Source organism: Marinobacter bohaiensis, from assembly GCF_003258515.1.
In the GTDB taxonomy this organism is placed as follows: Bacteria; Pseudomonadota; Gammaproteobacteria; order Pseudomonadales; family Oleiphilaceae; genus Marinobacter_A; species Marinobacter_A bohaiensis.
This window is the reverse complement of the sequence record NZ_QGEH01000001.1, coordinates 936,925-955,655: the sequence shown is the minus strand read 5'-3', so window position 1 is coordinate 955,655 and position 18,731 is coordinate 936,925. Positions and strand designations below refer to the sequence as shown.

General features: G+C 65.1%; 13 protein-coding genes. 7 read left to right on the top strand and 6 right to left on the bottom strand.

Features of this window, described 5'->3' with window-relative positions; genetic code table 11:
* Positions 1 to 1,032 (top strand): HDOD domain-containing protein, encoded by a 1,032-nt coding sequence (locus DKK67_RS04260; RefSeq protein WP_111494714.1) that lies wholly within the window; start codon positions 1 to 3, stop codon positions 1,030 to 1,032.
* A 9-nt stretch (positions 1,033 to 1,041) separates the two neighbouring features.
* On the opposite strand, the gene DKK67_RS04255 is transcribed toward DKK67_RS04260, so the two are convergent.
* On the bottom strand, positions 1,042 to 2,346 hold the full coding sequence (locus tag DKK67_RS04255; protein ID WP_111494712.1) for a YihY/virulence factor BrkB family protein: 1,305 nt from the start codon (positions 2,344 to 2,346) through the stop codon (positions 1,042 to 1,044).
* Positions 2,347 to 2,797: 451 nt separating this feature from the next.
* On the opposite strand from DKK67_RS04255, the gene DKK67_RS04250 reads away from it, so the two are divergent.
* A complete protein-coding gene (locus DKK67_RS04250; protein WP_111494710.1) occupies positions 2,798 to 4,963 on the top strand; it encodes a methyl-accepting chemotaxis protein in 2,166 nt (721 codons plus the stop codon).
* Between the two features lie 78 nt (positions 4,964 to 5,041).
* On the opposite strand, the gene DKK67_RS04245 is transcribed toward DKK67_RS04250, so the two are convergent.
* From DKK67_RS04245 to DKK67_RS04230, 4 genes are all read right to left on the bottom strand, one after another.
* The gene (locus tag DKK67_RS04245; protein ID WP_111494708.1) at positions 5,042 to 7,450 is read right to left on the bottom strand and encodes a fatty acid cis/trans isomerase; all 2,409 of its coding nucleotides are present in this window, start codon (positions 7,448 to 7,450) and stop codon (positions 5,042 to 5,044) included.
* A gap of 117 nt (positions 7,451 to 7,567) precedes the next feature.
* Positions 7,568 to 8,596 (bottom strand): acyltransferase, encoded by a 1,029-nt coding sequence (locus tag DKK67_RS04240; RefSeq protein WP_162628736.1) that lies wholly within the window; start codon positions 8,594 to 8,596, stop codon positions 7,568 to 7,570.
* Positions 8,597 to 8,736: 140 nt separating this feature from the next.
* Positions 8,737 to 9,168 carry a hypothetical protein gene (locus DKK67_RS04235; RefSeq protein WP_111494704.1) on the bottom strand — a complete coding sequence of 144 codons (432 nt, stop codon included), beginning with the start codon at positions 9,166 to 9,168 and terminating at the stop codon, positions 8,737 to 8,739.
* Positions 9,169 to 9,233: 65 nt separating this feature from the next.
* A complete protein-coding gene (locus DKK67_RS04230) occupies positions 9,234 to 9,785 on the bottom strand; it encodes an NADPH-dependent FMN reductase (protein ID WP_111494702.1) in 552 nt (183 codons plus the stop codon).
* Positions 9,786 to 9,898: 113 nt separating this feature from the next.
* Here DKK67_RS04230 and soxR point away from each other — a divergent pair, with 113 nt between their 5' ends.
* A complete protein-coding gene (gene soxR / locus DKK67_RS04225) occupies positions 9,899 to 10,375 on the top strand; it encodes a redox-sensitive transcriptional activator SoxR (protein ID WP_407657828.1) in 477 nt (158 codons plus the stop codon).
* A gap of 75 nt (positions 10,376 to 10,450) precedes the next feature.
* Positions 10,451 to 11,113 (top strand): DsbA family oxidoreductase, encoded by a 663-nt coding sequence (locus DKK67_RS04220; RefSeq protein ID WP_111494698.1) that lies wholly within the window; start codon positions 10,451 to 10,453, stop codon positions 11,111 to 11,113.
* A 5-nt stretch (positions 11,114 to 11,118) separates the two neighbouring features.
* Here DKK67_RS04220 and DKK67_RS04215 read toward each other — a convergent pair whose 3' ends face one another.
* The gene (locus tag DKK67_RS04215) at positions 11,119 to 12,033 is read right to left on the bottom strand and encodes an AraC family transcriptional regulator (protein WP_407657827.1); all 915 of its coding nucleotides are present in this window, start codon (positions 12,031 to 12,033) and stop codon (positions 11,119 to 11,121) included.
* 722 nt (positions 12,034 to 12,755) lie between these two features.
* Here DKK67_RS04215 and DKK67_RS04210 point away from each other — a divergent pair.
* From DKK67_RS04210 to DKK67_RS04200, 3 genes are all read left to right on the top strand, one after another.
* The gene (locus DKK67_RS04210) at positions 12,756 to 13,931 is read left to right on the top strand and encodes an efflux RND transporter periplasmic adaptor subunit (protein ID WP_111494696.1); all 1,176 of its coding nucleotides are present in this window, start codon (positions 12,756 to 12,758) and stop codon (positions 13,929 to 13,931) included.
* Positions 13,932 to 14,001: 70 nt separating this feature from the next.
* On the top strand, positions 14,002 to 17,181 hold the full coding sequence (locus tag DKK67_RS04205; RefSeq protein ID WP_111494694.1) for an efflux RND transporter permease subunit: 3,180 nt from the start codon (positions 14,002 to 14,004) through the stop codon (positions 17,179 to 17,181).
* A complete protein-coding gene (locus tag DKK67_RS04200) occupies positions 17,174 to 18,622 on the top strand; it encodes an efflux transporter outer membrane subunit (protein ID WP_111494692.1) in 1,449 nt (482 codons plus the stop codon). Before DKK67_RS04205 ends, DKK67_RS04200 begins: the two co-directional genes overlap by 8 nt.
* Positions 18,623 to 18,731 lie beyond the last annotated feature (109 nt).

The window sequence follows — 18,731 nt, the reverse complement described above, 5'->3', positions numbered from 1 at the left end:
ATGTGGCGCCTGTTCAACTGGCTGAAACCCAAGATCCCGGCGTCGGTTCCTGAAACCGCGCCGCCTCTCGATACAAAGCCCGACGCACCGGACGGGCCCGACCCGGACAACCAGCCTTCCCACAGCGCCCTGGATCAACTGGAAAACCACCTCTTCTGCTGGCTGCTGGACGCCGGACCCGCCACGATCGAGCGCGACACACCGATGACGCCGGTCGTCCTCACCGCTCTCGCGGACCAGTTACGCAGCGGCGCCCTCAACGAACTGCCGCGTCAGCCCAACGTGCTGCCCATGCTGCTGCGGGCGCTGACCCACGAGGACGTCAGTCGCAAGGAACTGGCGGAGATCATCCTGGCGGATCCGGCGCTGACCGACCAGCTGCTGCACATGTCCAACAGCCCGTTTTTTCGGCCCGGCGAACACCTCATCGAAACCGTGGAGCAGGCCATCTTCCGGCTGGGGCTGGACGGCGTGCGCAGCGTCGCTGCAGCGGCGGTGATGCGCCCGATGATGACCGCCCGCAACAGTCACGAGGCGCTGTTCGCCCAGCGCGTCTGGCGCTGGGGCCTGGCTTGCGCGCGTTCGGCGGAACTGATCGCCAACGCCCGGGGCGACGACGGCAACGCCTTCTTCCTGGTGGGGTTGATTCCGGCCATGGCCCACCTGACCCTGTACCGGGAAGTGGTGCGGCTCTACCGCGAGCGCCAGGACGGCGCCGCGCCGGAGCCGGCCGTGATCCACGCCGCGCTGCGCGCCAACGACTGGACCGTGACTCGCCTGCTGGCGGTGGCCTGGAACCTGCCGCCGCGCTACCAGGCCCACCTGCTGAGCACCGAGCGCCCGGTGCGGGGCCGCACCCACACACCGCTCAACGACGGCATGATCCTGGGGACCCGGGAGGTACTGCGCGATGCCCACCAGCGCAACCTGCCGGAGGACGTCCTGGTCGAGGCGCTCGCCCTCGCGCCGGACGAGTTCGAGCGCATCCGCGCCCTCCTCCTCAACATGCTGCGCGACGCCCAGCGCACCTGAAGCCGGACGTCAGGCCGGCGGGCCCTTCACCAATTCGGACATGGTACGGGCATCCCGGCTGACGCGGGCCTTCAGGGATTCGGGCAAAACCCGGGGCAGGCGCCGCACCAGGTGTTCCTCGTCGGCCCGCACCACATGCAGGATCTCGTCAACGGTGATCAGGTCCAGGTCCTTGGCGGGCACCAGGCCGTCGCCACCGGCGCCCGCGAGGTTGAGCACGCCGCCGCGAATCAGCTTGTCACTGACCCGGCGGGTCACTTCCGCGGGCACGCCCATCTGCTGTTCCAGTGCCTCCTGCTGCGGCGCCGACCGCCCCTCGCTGAACGGCTTGCACACCATCCACATCATCACCAGCGCCACCTGCTCCTGCAGTTCCGGAGAGAACCGCACCCGGTAACGCTTGGACACCGAACCGGGGTTCTGCAGGTAGAACACCACGCTGGCGCCGATCAGCAGGATCAGCCAGTTCAGGTACAGCCAGATCAGCAGCACGATACCGATGGCAAAACTCGAGTAAATGGCCGCGTACTTGGCCGACCCCGCCACGAACGAAGCGAACAGGAAACCCCCGGCCTGCCAGGCGATGCCGGCCAGCAGCCCGCCCACCAGCGCATAGCGTACCCGCACGCGGGTGTTGGGCATGAACACGTAGGTGAAGGTGAACGCAATCACCACCAGAAAGAACGGTGTGAAGCGGCTCAGGAAAACCACCACCGACCCCAGCGGCTCAACCGCCATCAGGCTCTGGACCACCGTGGACGAGAAGATCGCCGCCGAGATGCCGATGGCACTGACCATCAACAGCGGCCCCACCATGATCACGCTGAGGTAGTTGCTGAAGCGCTGGGCCATGGAGCGCATCTGCGGCACCCGCCAGATCATGTTGAAGGAGCGCTCGATCTTCTGCACCAGCGAAATCACGGTGTAGACCAGCAACGCCAGGCCCACCGAACCGAGCACCCCCACCTTGATGTTATCGACGAAATCCAGGATCTGCTGCGCCAGCTCGATGCCTTTCGGCCCCATCGGCTCGAAGAATTGGAACAGCAACGGCTGGATGCGCTGGTGCACGTCCATGGCCTTGAGCACGGAGAAACTCAGCGCCAGCAGGGGCACGATACTGAGCAGTGTGGTGTACACCAGGCTCATGGCGTGCAGGGTGAGCTGGCCGTTGATCACGTCCCGGGCCACGGCGTAAACGGTCCGCCCGGCGCGATAAAGCCAGGTCCAGGGCCAGTGCCTGGGCGGATTGGGGTTGGCCAGGACCCACTGTTCCAGGGCCTCGATACGTTCCTTGATCTGGGAGGAAGTCACACGCGCTCTCTTGATTCCGGTTTGCAACAGCTGTCGGGACCGCCGGGCAGGCGGTCGACCGCCCTACCAGTATGGATGATTCGGCGGACATCGACCTCAAATACGCGAAATGGCGTGATTTTCCGTAATCCTTTCGCGTTCCCGCTATTCTGGCGGATGCCGGGAGCGAGGCCAACCTCCGCGGCCCCAATCCATCGCACCAAAATAAATCACGCAATGTTTCTTTATTAGCCGATCGCACCATCATAGATCTCGACACCCATTTTTGTGACGAGTGTCACGTTATTTTTCGCCATCCTCCGGCCGGCCTGAAGTTTGCAAAAGCCTCACATGTTGCAGGACACGCCCGAATGCCGGCGCTTGCAGCCACGACAACGACGACACGATGTTTTTCCGGCTCGCCCTATTGTGGTGCCACGGCGAGTCCGCTGTACGGGAGGCGAATCTCACGATGACTCTGAAAAGTGACACCATGCACCTGACAACCCAGGAGCGCCGCTGGCTGCCATGGTTTGGCGGCATGGGCAAACTGGCCATGGGCTGGTCCTGTTTCCTCAACCGGGACCGATACGCCAACAACGAACGGGTCTTCCAGGGCATCGCCACGACCCGGGTCAATGCTTTGCAGCGCTGGGCCGACAGTCAGTGGAGTTTCCTCGACAGTTTCCGGGAGCGCCTGGAGCCCCGCTTCCCCGATGCCACCGGAGACATCCTCGCGGGCGCCGCCGCCCGCCTGGGCGAGGTGTCCGAACTGTTCGTCATTGATGACAGTGGCCGGGTCATCGCGTCCACCACCGAACGCCGCTGCGGCGCCCGGGACCTGAACGAAAAGGCGGTCAGCAAGGGGTTGAACGACCGCTTCCTGCACGGCCCCTACCGCGACCCGGTGACCCTGGAGCTGGGCCCCACCTCATCCCGTTTCCACGACGCGGTAACGCTGATGTTCTACCAGCCGCTGACCGGACCCAACGGCGAACGCGGCGCGCTGTGCGCCCGCATTCCCAACGACGTGATGAGCGACCTGATCCAGCGCGAAGCGGGCCACGTGTTTGAGGAATCCGGCGACAACTACATCTTCATGATCGACAGTCAGTTCGATCCGTCGATTCCCCAGGGCGCGGCCCTGTCCCGCTCACGCTTCGAAGACGCCACCTTCAGCCACGGCGACAACCTCAAGGACGGGATCGACACCGGCTTCGGCGTGGTCAGTATCCGCGAGCACACCGAGTTCGAGATCCGCTTCACCGACCCGGCCACCGGCCAGCTGCACCCGGGCGTACGTGAGACCATCGCCCGGGGCGACAACCTCTACGTCAAATACCCGGGCTACTCCGACTACCGCCACTTCCCGGTCATCGGCAAGGGCGTGACCTTCCAGTTGCCGGGGTCGCCGGACCGCTGGGGCATGATGTGCGAGGGTGATCTGGAGGAAGTCTACCGGCGCCGCTCGGTGTCCTATCAACTGACCCGGAGCTTCGGCCTGTTCGCCACGCTGTTGTGCCTGGTGCAGGTCGCCCTGCTGTCTACCGGCGTCGGCTTCTGGATCAACGTCGCCGCCCAGGTCGGCCTGACCCTGCTGGGCATCGGCGTGTTCCGGCTGACCAGTGCGCGCCCGCTGGCCCATCGCATGGCGTCGATGGCGGACGTGATCCGCAACATCGCCGAAGGCGGCGGCAATCTGCGCCAGCGACTGGACGTGACCGCCATGAAGCGGGACGAGACCGGCGACCTGGCGCGCTGGATCAACAGTTTTATCGACAGCCTGGACGGTATGGTCGGTCAGGTCATCGCCCTGGCCACGGACTCCCGCTCCGCCAGCAACGACCTGCTTGACCAGAATCGGGTGGCCGACGACAACATCCAGCAGGTGATGCAGGACATCGAACGCATGGTGGACGGCGCCCGCCAGCAGCAACACGAGATCGAGAACGCCTCGGAAACCGCCCAGCAGATGCGCACCAGCATGGAGAGCGTGGTGGCCCGGGCGCGGGACCAGTTGGGCATGATCAACCGCGAGGCCCAGGGTATCCGTGACGTTGTCAGCAAATCCGCCGGCAGCATCCGCAGCGCCAGCGACAGCACCGAGGAAATCACCCGCACCGCGGCGGAGATCAGCGCCATCGCCGAGCAGACCAACCTGCTGGCGCTGAACGCAGCCATCGAGGCGGCCCGGGCCGGGGAACACGGCAACGGCTTTGCGGTGGTCGCCGACGAGGTGCGGCAACTCGCCAGTCGTACCACCAAGGCAACCCAGGACATTGAGGAACGGCTACAACGGGTGCAGGAGGACACCCGCCAGGCGGTGACCACCATGGAAAGCGGCATGAGCGAGATGGAGCAACGACTGCAACAGGCCGAGACCGCCGCCGAGGACAACGACGCCCTGCATCAGATGGTGGAGGCCCTGTTCGGCGCCATCGCCCGGATCGAGCAGACCAACCAGTCCCAGAGCCAGCAGACGTCCGGCGTGGCCGAAGGCGCCACCCTGATGAACCGGCTCATCGCCGAGCTCAACGCCAGTTCGGAGACCACCCACAGCGCCGCCCATAAACTCAAGCAGCTGACCAGTCAGTTCCAGGTCAGCGCGGCCGAGAGCGACTCGATGGCCACTCGATAGCGGCCTGGCAAACCGAAGCGGCGGGGCCAGCAGGCCCTGCCGCACTCCAATGTTTTCAGAGCACCTGCTTGCAGAGCATCAGAGATTCTCGTATCGGTTCACGTCGAAAATCCCCGCCTGCTCCGGATCGGTGTCCTCCACGTAGCGCCTGAAATCCGCCAGGATCGACCAGAACTGCGGGCTGGTTCGTCGTACGCCCCAGCGCGCGGCCAGATCGTGCAATCCATCGCGGCTATCCACCCGGCACAGGGCCGAGACAAACACATCCAGGTCCTCGAGCGGGATATCAAAGCTGAAATTCGGGTAGCTGCCGAGCGTTCCCTCCATCACGGTTACCGTGTCCTCCTCCGGCGTGAGCCGGCTGTCTTCGGCAAACATGAAGGCCACGTTCTCATGCAGCCGGTTATGGACCAGCGTGTACACCCAGCGCTGATCGCCGTCGGTGATCCGCAGGAAGGTGACTTCGGGAAGCTGCTTGATCGCCGGCAGGGTGGCGCCGGTTTCCCCGGTCAAAGGCCGCAGGATCGCCTCAACCTGGCGTTGCGCGACACTGATGCCCGGCCGGTCGCAACCGGATCCGCTGCAGCGGTTGAGAGTATCCGGCGGGCCGGCCACGTCCGCAGCGCGCTGGGTCAGCAGTTCACTGAAACGGGTCATCAGGGCGCGCTCGTCCGGCCGCTGGCCGAGGCTGGAAAAATCCAGGGTGGACGGCGTCTGCCGATCCAGGTCGGTGTAGGTGATGGCGTTCTTGATCGCCGCGGCCCCCTGGTACCAGTGATCGTAGATCGGCTGGCGGGCGTCGGCCGGCATGTAGCGGAGGAAATTGTGCTCAGAGCCGTTGCGGATCAGGTCGAAGTAGAGCCGCGTCTGCGCCTGGTGCGACACGCTGCCGAACACATTGAAATTTACCACCAGCTCGTAATAGGTGCGCTCGAGCAACGGATAATCCATGACCCAGATGGTGCGCGGCACCTGCCCGTGCAGACCGCGCCGCACCGACGCGCTGTCATGGTGACGGAAGATGGTCAGCAGCGCGTCCCGGTTCCAGCCGTCGCCGTCCCAGATCTCGTCCAGGGTCGCGCCGTCCGGTTTGCGCTGGGCGTAGTGGGCCTCACGCTTTTCCAGATAGTCGTTGCGCTTGTGCTTATAGCCCAGCCACTCGGAGCCCAGCGCCAGCAGGTCGCTATCCTGCCCCGGCAAACCCAGCAGCGGCGTGACGCTGTCGCGATAGGCAGCGTCGTTGACGTAGGCTTCCTGGTCCGGGTCCTCGAACACCGTCCAGAACTGGTCACGGATCACGTCGGTGGCCACCTGTCCCCGGCACACCGGGCCGCGAATGAAATTGCGCACGAAGTATTCGGCGTCATCCAGCATGAACTGGTAGCGGGATCTGGCCGGGATCGCGGCGAAAGTCTGGAACGGGTTGGCGCGCGCCTCATAGCCGTATCCCGGCGGCTCGCCCACCTGCCACTCCGGCTCGAAGAACAGGGACTGGAAGCGCCGCATGCGGGTCTCGCCCAGATCGTACGTGATGTGGGTCTTCTCGACGATGGTGCGGGTGATCGGTTGCAGGCGGTAATAGAAACGGCCCTTCGGGTCGTCGTTGGGGCGTACCGTCGCCACCGGCAGAATACGCTCGCCCGGCGGTGTCCAGGAGCGCACCAGCTCGTAGAAATGGGCGCCGTCGATGTCCGGGAAATTCAGATGCGCGGCGAACAGGTGCTCGAACAGGTAGCGCGACACCAGTCGATGGCGCTCGCCTCCGGCGTTGAAGAAATCCTCCCAGCGCTGCACGGCCTGGCGCTCGGCGTCGCCCGGCTCGTAGGCGGCCGGCTCGGTCACCGCGCCTTCGGCGATCCAGGTTTCCAGGGTCCGGAACTCCTGCTCGGTCAGGCCAGCGCTGGCGAATGGCATACCGCCGAAGGGGTGCCCTGCGGCATAGTCCTCGAAGTTCACCAGCGACGGGCAGCTCTGCGGACGCGCCATACCCATGTTGACGTCGTCCGGAATCCGGCTGTTGGCCGGCAACGGGTTCTGACGGCCCAGGGCGAGCATCTGATAGAGCACCGAGGTGTCGCGCCCGTCCAACGCCGACTCGACGTCGCCCACATCCCCATGCAGTACCGAGAAAAAGCCTTTCTGGCGCCATTCAGCCGGCGTCTGGGCGTCCACGCCGAGACGCGTCGGCGTCATGTTTTCGAGTCGTCCGCCATCGTAGACCGGTAACGTCGAGGCACCTCGCAGCAGGCCGTCGGCGCTGGTCAGCTTGAGCTGGCAGGGGGCGTCGTAGCAGCCGTGGCAGGCAATGCACTTGGCCTCGAAGATGGGCCGGATGTCCTGCTGATAGTCGTAGGTCTGATTCAGGGACACCAGCGGCTGCGGGTTATCGTAGGTGGGCACCTGACTGCAGGCATAGACGAACATCGCCGTCAGTAACAGGAGTACGACGGTGAACAGCGAACGCGGGCGACCCGGCGATGAGGGCATGGGCAATCCTTCTGCTGACGGTTAAACAGGCGACGGACCGGCGCCCGCACGCCGTCATTATAAAGGTTGGGCCGCAAATGATGCAGCGGACGGGAGTGGTACGTCCGCCGCGTGCGATCAGCTCACCCGCCGGAACCAGGCAAAACGACGCATCAGCCGCACGATCAGGAACGAGACCAGCGCTACCGCTGCCACGTCCAGCACCATGAACAGCGCCAGCATGCCATCGAAGTAGCGACTCAGAGGCAGGGTGGCGAAGATGATCAGCGGGTGGATCAGGTAAATGCCAAAACTGGCATCGGACCAGGCACTGATCGACGCCCGGGGCTTCAGCCGATGGGCATTCTGGCGCAGCAGCCGGAAGATGGCGAAGGTGCAGGCAATCACCAGCAGACCACGATTACTGAGCACCAGGAAGTCCTCGTCGAGCCCGGTGTGGCGGAACAGCAGCCAGTTGCCCAGGGCGCCCACCAGAACCGTCGCGATCACGATCCCCACCAGCACGGCAGCGGGACATCGCAGCCGGTCGTCGTAGCGGTCCAGCGCGTAGCCACCGACGAAATACAGCAGGTACAGCGGGAAGACCGCGAACCACTTGATCTCCGAGTCGGCCACATATCTGACCAGCACGGAGCCCTGGGTCATCAGCGCAAACAGCACGAACAGCCCTGCCAGCCAGAGCAGATCGACGCCGCGCGGCGCCTCGCCGCGCAGGTACTGGTTGACGAAGGGCGCGAACAGCATCAGGCAGGTGAACATGGTGAGGTACCAGAGATGCCCGTAGGCATGTCCGGCACGGACCATGGTGAGCGTCATGTCCAGCAGCGAACGCTGGTCCGGGTTCCACAGGAAATACCCCGCCACCAGGTACACCAGATTCCACAGAATCAGTGGCGGCAGCAGACGCCAGGCGCGTTTCTGCAGGAAGGTCCCGGGGCTGATCTCGCGACCCAGCAGCACGGCACCGGAGGCCATGACAAACAACGGCACGGAGAACCTGCTGGCGGAATCCAGCAGGTTGGCGAACCACCAGTCGAAGCCACTGATCTCGCCGAGCTGTTTATAGAAAACGGTACTGACGTGTATGGCAATCACCGCCACGATGGCGATGACGCGGAGATAGTCGATCCAGACCTTGTGCTGCATGCGCATCCCTGATTCGGGACACCGCTGGCCGTGGCACAGCAGACAGCGTCCAGCGGCGTCGTCCTGACGTTCCCGGAAACCGGACGGCGACCGGCTGCAGGCCTTGCCGTCCGATTGTCCGCACAAAGTCGGCTATTGTGTCAGCAAACGCAGCGGGCGGATATGTCGCTCCGACCTGCGCAGCCGGGCTCGACAGATCCCTGGCGGCGCGTGCCCTTTCGAGACGGACGCGCCATGGGCTCGGCCTTCATGCGACAGGACAAAACCCCGTCGCGCTCCTCCAGCAGCAGGATGTGGACCCCGGCGATCCATTCCCGTTCGAGCCCGTGGGGCCAGGTAAACGGACCCGAGGCGAGTGCAAGTTCCGGCCGGCGGCGTTCCAGCGCCGCGCGATCCAGCGCCACGGCGACGGGAAAGTCACCGGGCCGGAATTGCCGGACCGTTTGCGACTCCACCGCCTGGCGGCGGCAAAGCTCGATGACGGTGGGCCCAGTGCCGGACTGACCGCTGCCACGGCAAATAGCGCTCCACTGCGTCGCCGGTGTCACCCAGTACAGATAGGATTCATCCATTTACGGTTCCCCGTTACCTGTTTTCCTTTCGAATTCGATCGCCAGCCATGCGAGACACCCGCGCCTCACACCGCCTGGTCATAAGGTTCTTCCGCCCGGGCCCGTTGCATGGCCCGTGCCCACCAGGCCAGCCGCGACGCCATGCGCTCCAGCGTGGCGGTGGTCCGGCCGGCATCGTTCAATTCCCCGAACGCATCGAAGCGATCCCAGACCTGCGGCAGGGCCACCGCATCGCGCAGTGTGACCGCGTGGAGTTCGGCGAACACCAGCCGCAGCTGCTCCACCGCACGAATGCCCCCGGAGAGTCCGCCGTAACTGACGAAGGCCACCGGCTTGGCCTGCCACTCATGGAAGAACGTGTCGATCAGCTGTTTCAACGGCCCGGGAAAGCTGTGGTTGTACTCCGGCGTCACCACGATAAAACCGTCCACGGCGTCCAGTTGCTGCCCTAACCGATGCTCGGCATCGGCGCTACCCAGCCGCAGCGGGTCGATCACCCGCAGCGACAGATCACCGTTCCCCTGCAGTGTTCGCATGACCCAGGCGCTCACCGTGTCGCAAAGACGTCCCTCCCGGACTCTACCCATGACCAGCCCGATGCGTATTGGTTTCCTCATGGCATTCTCCCTCGTCTCGATGTCCCTGGTGTGTCCAGGATTGACGGGTAGCCTAGAACCTCAACTAAACTTGAGGTCAATTACGGCTATCATTGGAGAATTCAATGACCACAATAAAATCCGTGGATCGACACAAGCCGCTCACCATCGGCGAGGTCAGCCGGCGCAGCGGCGTGGCCGTGTCCGCGATCCATTTCTATGAGCACAAGGGCCTGGTGCGGAGTTGGCGCACCGAAGGTAACCAACGACGGTTTCACCGCGATGTTCTGCGTCGCCTCGCGGTGATCAAGGTGGCCCAGAAGCTCGGCATCCCCCTCGCCGGGATCGGTCGGGCCATGGACGCCCTGCCCGCCAACCGCAGCCTGACCGCCGAAGACTGGAAGCAACTTTCAAACCAGTGGCACGAGGAGTTGACCGAACGCATTGAGCAACTGACCCAACTGCGCGACCAGCTCGGCGACTGCATCGGTTGTGGCTGCCTGTCGGTGGACGCCTGCCGGCTGAGAAACCCGGGCGATCAGTTGGCGGAAGACGGCGCCGGTCCCCGCCTGCTGGACCCGGACGGTGGCGAGGATCGGCCTGAAAGATGAACAAACGGCCACTTCCCGGTATCATCATGGGGCAGTGCATCCTTATCCGTCGCCTCAGGCATCAGGAGTATCACCATGAAAACGTTGCGGATCGACATCGTGTCGGATGTTGCGTGTCCGTGGTGCGCCATTGGTTATGCACGCCTCAGGCAAGCCATGAAGGCACTGGAAAACGAACTGGCGTTCACCATCGACTGGCATGCGTTCGAGCTCAACCCGGACATGTCCCTCGACGGTGAGCCGATTCTGGAACATCTCAGCCGCAAGTACGGCCGCAGTCCCGCTGAAATGGAAGCCAACCAGGCCAACATGATGGTCATCGCCCGGGAACTGGGCCTGAATTTCGATGGACTGCAGAAACGCTATTCGCGCAATACCTTCGACGCCCACCGGCTATTGCAGTGGGCCAAGGAACAGAACCGGCAGACGGACCTCAAGCTGGCCTTTTTCGACGCCTACTTCGGCGAGGCAGCCAACATCTCGGACCCGGCGGTGCTGTGTCGCTGCGTGGAAGCCTCAGGACTGGACGGCGAAGCCGCGCGCCAGGTGCTGGACTCAAACCGCTACGCCGTGGCGGTACGCGCCGAGGAAAAGCGATACCAGATGGCGGGCATTCAGAGTGTGCCGGCGCTCATCGTCAACCAGCGCTACCTGATCTCCGGCGCCCAGGAACCGGCGACCCTCATCGCCAGCTTCCGGGAGATCGCCGAAGACCGCATCGAGACCTCACCCGCCTGATCGCTTCAGGCGGACACCGACTGCTCGCCGCGTAACTTGATCACGTCCGCCCGGGGCGGCGCGCCAAACAGGCGACTGTACTCGCGGCTGAAGTGGGACGGGCTCTCGTAACCAACCCGGTAACTGGCGGTCGCCGCCTCCAGTCCTTCCGAAAGCATCAGGCGCCGGGCTTCGTGCAGGCGCAGCTTTTTCTGGAACTGCAGCGGCGACATCCGCGTCACCTGCTTGAAGGTGTGGAACAGCGCGGATTCGCTCATGTTCACCTCTTCAGCCAGATCCTTCACCCGCAGGCTGTCCGTGTAGCGGTCCTTGAGCACCGCAATGACACGGGACACCCGGTGCACCTGGGAATCCGCCACGGCAAACTTGCGCATGCGCGCGCCCATCTCACCGATCAGCGCCCGATAGATGATCTCACGCCGGGCCAGCGGCGCCAGAATCGGCACATCCCGCGGTGAATCCAGCAGACTCATCAGCCGGTTGACGGCATCGAGCATGCCGCGATCCATCCGCGCGAGGCACAGGCCACAGCTGGCTTCCGGGCAGGCTTCCGCTTCAGCGGCATCCAGCGGCAGCTGGCTGCCCAGCTCCAGCACGAGGTTGCTTACTTCCTGCGGATCCACATCCACCTTCAGGGCCAGGTAGGGCTCGTCAGACGAGGCGTGCACGATTCGACCCAGCACCGGCATGTGTACGGATGACACCAGGTAGGACAGCGGCCCGTAAGTCAACTCGCGATCGCCGAAGTTCACCGATTTGGCGCCCTGAACAATAAACGCGAGCGACGGTGTGTAAACGGTCGACACACAACTGGTGGAAGTTTCCGAACGGAACGTTTCCAGGCCTGGAATCGCGGTCGCGTTGATTTGCTGCTGCTCCAGGGCACTGCGCCGGACCCGCCCCGCCAGCTCCTGGCGCAGGGGTTCCAGAGCGCTGTCCGATTCCTGCTCGGCACGAACACCCGCGCCGGCAAGAGGGGACTTGTCCGGACCGTGCTGGACGGCGACGCGGCCGTGCGCTCGGGCAAACGGTTTCTGCTCAACGATGGGGGTATGAGGTTCAGGCACAGTGAGGTCTCCTGGGGCATGGCCGGGACGATGGAGTCGCCACGGCTATCAAAACGGTGACCAGTATACGCATGGAAAATGGCCCACTGGGTTCATGTTGACCCAATTCGACAGGATTAGGCAATCACCGGACAGTAACAGGCAACGATCCCGGCTGGATTAATGGATAATCCAATTCTCCTGAGCGCTTCCACTCACAAGCGCTTTACCCCTCTGCTCCCGGCGCGGCAATTCTCGAAACACGGAAGAAAAATGCTTTATATACGGAGCATTACGATTACATGACAAACTGAATAAACGATCGAGCAGCCCGCCTTTGCGACACTTCCGAAACCACACGCCCAGAATTCCTTTCAAGCCTTTCTAGAGAATCAGGCAACCTTCACAGAGAAACCGGATACCGCCGTTCGCGGGACAACCATTAGATTAGTCACACGTTATCGACGCACAGCGAAACGCCGCAGCTCCCCCGCCGTCCCCGGCAACCAACCAGAACGGAGAGCGGCCCCGCGTCAGACCGTGCCAAGCCGAACTGTTTGCTGGATATCCGATATTTGACCAGGAGAACGCATCCGATGGACGCCCATCTGCAAGGAATACGTACCCCGCTTCTGACATTGACGCTGTTGTTCGCCACCGCCGTGGGACTGGTCGGCTGCGAGGCCCACAGCGAGGAAGCCGCCGCCGCGCCGCCACCGCCGGCGGTGGATGTCGCCCAGGTCGAGTCCGATGCCGTCACCCTTTGGGACGGTTTCACCGGCCGTATTGCCGCCCCCGAGAGCGTTGACCTGCGCCCGCGCGTGAGCGGCTACATCGACGAAGTCGCCTTTGAGGAAGGCGAGCTGGTGAAGCAGGGCGACCTGCTGTTCCAGATCGACCCGCGCCCCTACGAAGCCCATGTGGATGCCGCCAAGGCGCAACTGGCCCGCGCCCAGAGCCAGCTATCGCTGGCCGGCAGCGAAGCCGAACGCGCGCGGCACCTGATGGAGAGCCGCGCCATCTCCCGCGAGGAGTTCGACCAGCGCCAGGCCACCCTCAATGAAGCCCGCGCCAGCGTCGCCGCGGCCCGTGCCGAACTGGACAGCGCCCAGCTGGATCTGGAATACACCCACATCCGCTCACCCATCGACGGACGCGTCAGTCGCGCCATGGTGACCCGCGGCAACCTGGCCACCAGCGACCAGACCCTGCTGACCCGCGTGGTGTCGGTGGACCCGCTGTACGTCTATTTCGAAGGCGATGAGGAAACCGCCCTGGAAGCGCTGAACCGCCTGGACGCGGGCTCCAACCCCCAGGTGCGCGTGCGCCTGGCCGGCGAGGCCGACTACGCCCACGACGCCGTCGTCGACTTCATCGACAACCAGTTGGACGCCAGCACCGGCACCCTGCAGTACCGAGCGGTCATGGCCAATCCCGACGGCCGCTTCCGTCCCGGTCAGTTCGCTCGCGTCAGCATGCCGGTCAGCCGGCTGGAGCACGCCCTGATGGTGGACCAGAAAGCCGTGCTGACCGACCAGGACCGCCGCTACGTCTACGTGGTGGGCGAAGACGACACGGTCAGCCGCCGCAACATCGAGCCTGGCCGTCGCTCCGGCGAGCTGCTGGTGGTCGAGAACGGTCTGGAAGCCGGCGACCGCGTGGTGGTCAATGGGCTGCAGAAAATCCTGATGCCGGGCATGCAGGTCCATCCCGAGCAGGTGGCCATGCGGCCGGCCCAGCGCGAGAGCCAGCGCGTCGCACGCGCCCAGTAAACCCGACTTCCCGATCTCCGATTACTGAATCCGGCGTGGCCCGAACGGGCCACGCCCAGGGAGCCTTTGCATGAATTTTTCCCGATTCTTCGTCGACAGGCCGATCTTCGCGTCGGTTCTGTCCATCATCATCTTCGTGGTGGGGTTGATCAGCATTCCCGGACTGCCGGTCAGCGAGTACCCGGACGTCGTTCCACCCAGCGTCCAGGTCACGGCCAGCTATCCGGGGGCCAACCCCAAAACCATCTCTGAGACCGTCGCCACACCGCTGGAGGAATCCATCAACGGCGTGGAGGACATGATCTACATGAAATCCGTCGCCGGCAGTGACGGCACCCTGGCCCTGACCGTCACCTTCAAGCTGGGCACCGATCCGGATCGCGCCCAGGTGCAGGTCCAGAACCGGGTCACCCAGGCCCTGCCGCGCCTGCCGGAAGATGTGCAGCGCCAGGGCGTGACGACCCAGAAGCAGTCGCCCAACCTGACCATGGCGGTGCACCTGCTGTCGCCGGACGATACCTACGACGCCACCTACATCCGCAACTACGCGGTACTGCACATCCGTGACGAACTGGCGCGCCTGCCCGGCGTGGGTCAGGCCGGCCTGTTCGGCGCCGGCGACTACGCCATGCGCCTGTGGATCGATCCGCAGAAAGCCGCCTCCCACGGCATCACCGCCAGCGACGTCTCCCGCGCGGTGCGTGAGCAGAACATCCAGGTATCGGCCGGCCAGATCGGCGCGCAGCCCATGCCGGAGAAGAACGACTTCCTGATTTCCATCAACGCCCGCGGCCGTCTGGAAACCGCCGAGGAGTTCGAGAACATCGTCGTCAAAACCGGCGACGACGGCGAAATCACCCGCCTGGGCGACATCGGCCGCGCCGAGCTGGCCGCCTCCGAGGACGCCCTGCGTGCCCTGCTGAACAACAAGCAGGCGGTGGCCATCCCCATCTTCCAGTCGCCGGGTTCCAACTCCCTGGACGTTTCTGCCGCCGTGCGCGCCAAGATGGACGAACTGGACGACAACTTCCCCGACGGCCTGACCTGGGAAGTGGCCTACGACCCGACCGTGTTCGTCAGCAGCTCCATCGACGCGGTCATCTCGACCCTGCTGGAAGCGGTCGCCCTGGTGGTGCTGGTGGTAATCCTGTTCCTGCAGACCTGGCGCGCCTCGCTGATTCCGCTGCTGGCGGTGCCGGTCTCCATCGTGGGCACCTTCGCGGTGCTGTCGGTGCTGGGTTTCTCCATCAATACGCTGACCCTGTTCGGCATGGTGCTGGCTATCGGCATCGTGGTGGACGACGCCATCGTGGTGGTGGAGAACGTCGAACGGAATATCGAGGAAGGCCTCAAACCCCTGGCCGCCGCCCACCAGGCTATGCGCGAAGTGAGCGGGCCGATCGTCGCCATCTGCCTGGTGCTGTGCGCGGTGTTCGTGCCCATGGCCTTCCTGGATGGCATCACCGGCCAGTTCTACCGCCAGTTCGCGGCGTCCATCGCCATCGCCACGGTGATCTCGGCGATCAACTCGCTGACCCTGTCGCCGGCCCTGGCCGCCACCCTGCTCAAGGGCCACGACGCACCCAAGGACCTGCCCGCGCGTCTGATCGACCGGCTGTTCGGCTGGCTGTTCCGGCCGTTCAACCGGTTCTTCGATCGCAGCGCCAAGGGCTACGAAGGGTTCGTCCGTCGCAGCCTGCGCACCCGTGGCGTCGTGTTCCTGATCTACGCCGCCATGCTGGGCGGCACGGTGTTCCTGTTCGACCAGGTGCCGGGCGGCTTCATCCCCACCCAGGACAAAACGTATCTGGTGGGCAGCATCCGCCTGCCGGAAGGCGCCTCGCTCGACCGCACCGAAGACGTGGCCCGCAGCGTCAGCGACATCGCTCTGGACACCGACGGCGTGGCCGATGCCGCCGCCTTTGTCGGCTACAACGCGCTGCAGGGCACCAACACGCCCAACATCGGCACGGTGTTCATCCTGTTCGACGACTTCAAGGAACGCGACCGCACAGCCCAGGAGATCATGGGCGAGATCAACGGCAAGCTGGCCGGCATCAAGGAAGGCTTTGCCATTTCCTTCATGCCGCCACCGATCTTCGGTCTGGGCGCGGGCTCCGGCTACTCGCTCTACGTGCAGGACAAGACCGGCGCGGGTTACGGGGTGCTGCAGAATGCCACCAACCAGCTCGCCGGCGCGCTCAGCCAGCAGGACGGCATGAGTTACCCGTTCAGCTCCTACCAGGCCAACGTGCCGCAGCTGGATGCGGACGTGGACCGACGCCAGGCCAAGGCGCAAGGGGTTGCCCTGGATGACCTGTTCGGCACCCTGCAGTTCTACTTCGGGTCGCTGTACATCAACGACTTCAACCGCTTCGGCCGCACCTATCAGGTGGTCGCCCAGGCCGACGCGCCCTACCGGGACGACGTCAGCGATCTGGAGCACCTGTTCGTGCGCAACAACCAGGGCGAAATGGTGCCGCTCAGCTCCATGGTCACCCTGGAGCGCAGCTTCGGCCCGGACCCTGTGATCCGCTTCAACGGCTATCCGGCGGCGGACCTGATCGGCCAGTCCGACCCGGCCGTGCTGTCTTCCGGCGAGGCCCTGAACAAAGTCGCCGAGGTGGCGGAACAGACGCTGCCGCGCGGCATGGACATCGCCTGGACCGACCTCAGCTTCCAGCAGATCACCCAGGGCAACGCCGCCATGGTGGTCTTCCCGCTGGCCGTGCTGCTGGTGTTCCTGGTGCTGGCCGCGCTCTACGAGAGCTGGGTGCTGCCGCTGGCGGTGATCCTAATCGTGCCCATGTGTCTGCTGGCGGCGCTGTTCGGCGTCTGGCTCACCGGCGGTGACAACAACGTCTTCGTCCAGGTGGGGCTGGTGGTCCTGATGGGGCTGGCCTGCAAGAACGCGATACTGATCGTCGAGTTCGCCCGGGAGAAGGAGATGGAAGGCATGGACACCATCGCCGCCGCCCTGGAAGCGTGCCGCCTGCGTCTGCGCCCGATCATCATGACCTCGGTGGCGTTCATCGCCGGCGTGGTCCCGCTGGTGCTGGCCTCCGGTGCCGGCAGCGAAGTGCGCAACGCCATGGGCATCACCGTATTCAGCGGCATGATCGGCGTGACCCTGTTCGGCCTGCTGCTGACGCCGGTGTTCTATGTGGCCCTGCGTCTGATCAGCGGCAAGTCCCTGGACAAGACCGCTACCGTCGCCCTGGAAAACCAGACCGGAGACCAACATGCGTAAACGTTACCTGGCCCTGGCGCCCCTGCTGCTGGCAGGGTGCGCCGTCGGCCCCGACTATCAGGCGCCGGATGTGCAGGCGCCGGAGCAGTTCAGCGAGGCGCGCGACAGCGCGCCCTTCTCCGCCGCGGACGAAGCTCGCTTCTGGGGTGGGTTCAACGATCCGGTACTGGCGGACCTGATCGACGACGTCATGACCGACAACCAGACCCTGCAGGCCGCCCTGGCCCGCTTCGAGCGCGCCGACGCCCTGCTGCGCGGCGCCCGGGCCGACCGGATGCCCACCATCGGCGCCAGCGCCTCCGCCCGCTCCCAGCATCTGGCGGAAGCGGAGCGCACATCGGCCGATACCGGTGACGCCGACGTGGACGTCTATCGCGTCAGCGCCAACGCCAGCTGGGAGCTGGACCTGTTCGGGCGTCTGCGCCGGGCCAGCGAAGCCCAGGCCGCGCGCCTGCAGGCGGCCGGCGCCGAGCTGGACGCCCTGCGCGTCTCGCTCGCCGGCGAGGTGGCCGCCAGCTACTTCGAGCTGCGCGGCCTGCAGCAGCAGCTGGACGTCGCCCGCAACAACGTCCGCATCCAGCGCGAGTCCCTCGACATCGTGCGCTCACGCCTGGACGCCGGTCGCAGCACCCGCTTCGACGAACGCCGCGCCGAAGCCCAACTGGAGCGCACCCGCGCGGCCCTGCCGCAACTGGAAGCGGACGTGCGGGTGCGGATGCATCGCATCGCCGTGCTGTCTGGCCGGGCACCCGGTGAGCTGATCCCACGGCTGTCCGAAGCCGAACCGCTGCCGTCCGCCCTGCCGCTGATTCCTGCGGGGACGCCGGGCGACGTGCTGCGCCGCCGGCCGGACATCCTGGCCGCGGAGCGCCAGTTGGCGGCCGCGACGGCGGACATTGGCGTCGCCACCGCGGATCTGTACCCGCGCTTCAGCCTCGACGCCCTGCTGGGCAGCGTGGCGGTGGACGGCGGCGATCTGTTCAGTGCCGGCGCCGAGTCCCGGGCCGTGGGCCTGGGCATCGACTGGTCGTTCCTCAACTTTGGCCGCGTCCGCTCACGGATCGACGCCGCGGATGCGGACGCCCAGGCGGCCCTGGCCAACTACCGCCAGGCCATTCTCGACGCGCTGGAGGAAACCGAGAACCGCCTGGTCCGCTACGCCCGCGCCCAGGAGCGCACCGAGCGCCTGCAAGCCAGCGCCCGGGCGGCCCGCGAGGCCGCCGAACTGGCCCGCACCCGCTATGAGCAGGGTTACATCGGCTACTTCGAAGTGCTGGATGCCGAACGCGAGCAACTGGACAGCGAGAACGCCCTGGAACAGGGCCGGACCGCATCGGTGTTGGCCATGGTGAATCTGTATCGGGCACTGGCGGGCGCACCCGGGAAAAGCGAACAGGCCACCGCGTCAAAAGCACCGGCGGCGTCGGACGGACCGGCTTGAGCCGCGACTCGTCCGCGATGTCTATGTAGCGGACGTTTTAGCTTCCGAGCCGCCCCGACGGGACGGCCGATGGTCACGGGTTTATCCCGACACAGGGAACCCTTGCGGG

Bases quoted from the DNA above. Each gene is read 5' to 3' on its own strand.
- DKK67_RS04210 (WP_111494696.1), top strand. From the start codon at position 12,756: ATGGACGCCCATCTGCAAGGAATACGTACCCCGCTTCTGACATTGACG.
- DKK67_RS04205 (WP_111494694.1), top strand. From the start codon at position 14,002: ATGAATTTTTCCCGATTCTTCGTCGACAGGCCGATCTTCGCGTCGGTT.
- DKK67_RS04240 (WP_162628736.1), bottom strand. From the start codon at position 8,596: ATGCAGCACAAGGTCTGGATCGACTATCTCCGCGTCATCGCCATCGTG.
- DKK67_RS04235 (WP_111494704.1), bottom strand. From the start codon at position 9,168: ATGGATGAATCCTATCTGTACTGGGTGACACCGGCGACGCAGTGGAGC.
- DKK67_RS04200 (WP_111494692.1), top strand. From the start codon at position 17,174: ATGCGTAAACGTTACCTGGCCCTGGCGCCCCTGCTGCTGGCAGGGTGC.
- DKK67_RS04245 (WP_111494708.1), bottom strand. From the start codon at position 7,450: ATGCCCTCATCGCCGGGTCGCCCGCGTTCGCTGTTCACCGTCGTACTC.
- DKK67_RS04260 (WP_111494714.1), top strand. From the start codon at position 1: ATGTGGCGCCTGTTCAACTGGCTGAAACCCAAGATCCCGGCGTCGGTT.
- DKK67_RS04250 (WP_111494710.1), top strand. From the start codon at position 2,798: ATGACTCTGAAAAGTGACACCATGCACCTGACAACCCAGGAGCGCCGC.
- DKK67_RS04220 (WP_111494698.1), top strand. From the start codon at position 10,451: ATGAAAACGTTGCGGATCGACATCGTGTCGGATGTTGCGTGTCCGTGG.
- DKK67_RS04230 (WP_111494702.1), bottom strand. From the start codon at position 9,785: ATGAGGAAACCAATACGCATCGGGCTGGTCATGGGTAGAGTCCGGGAG.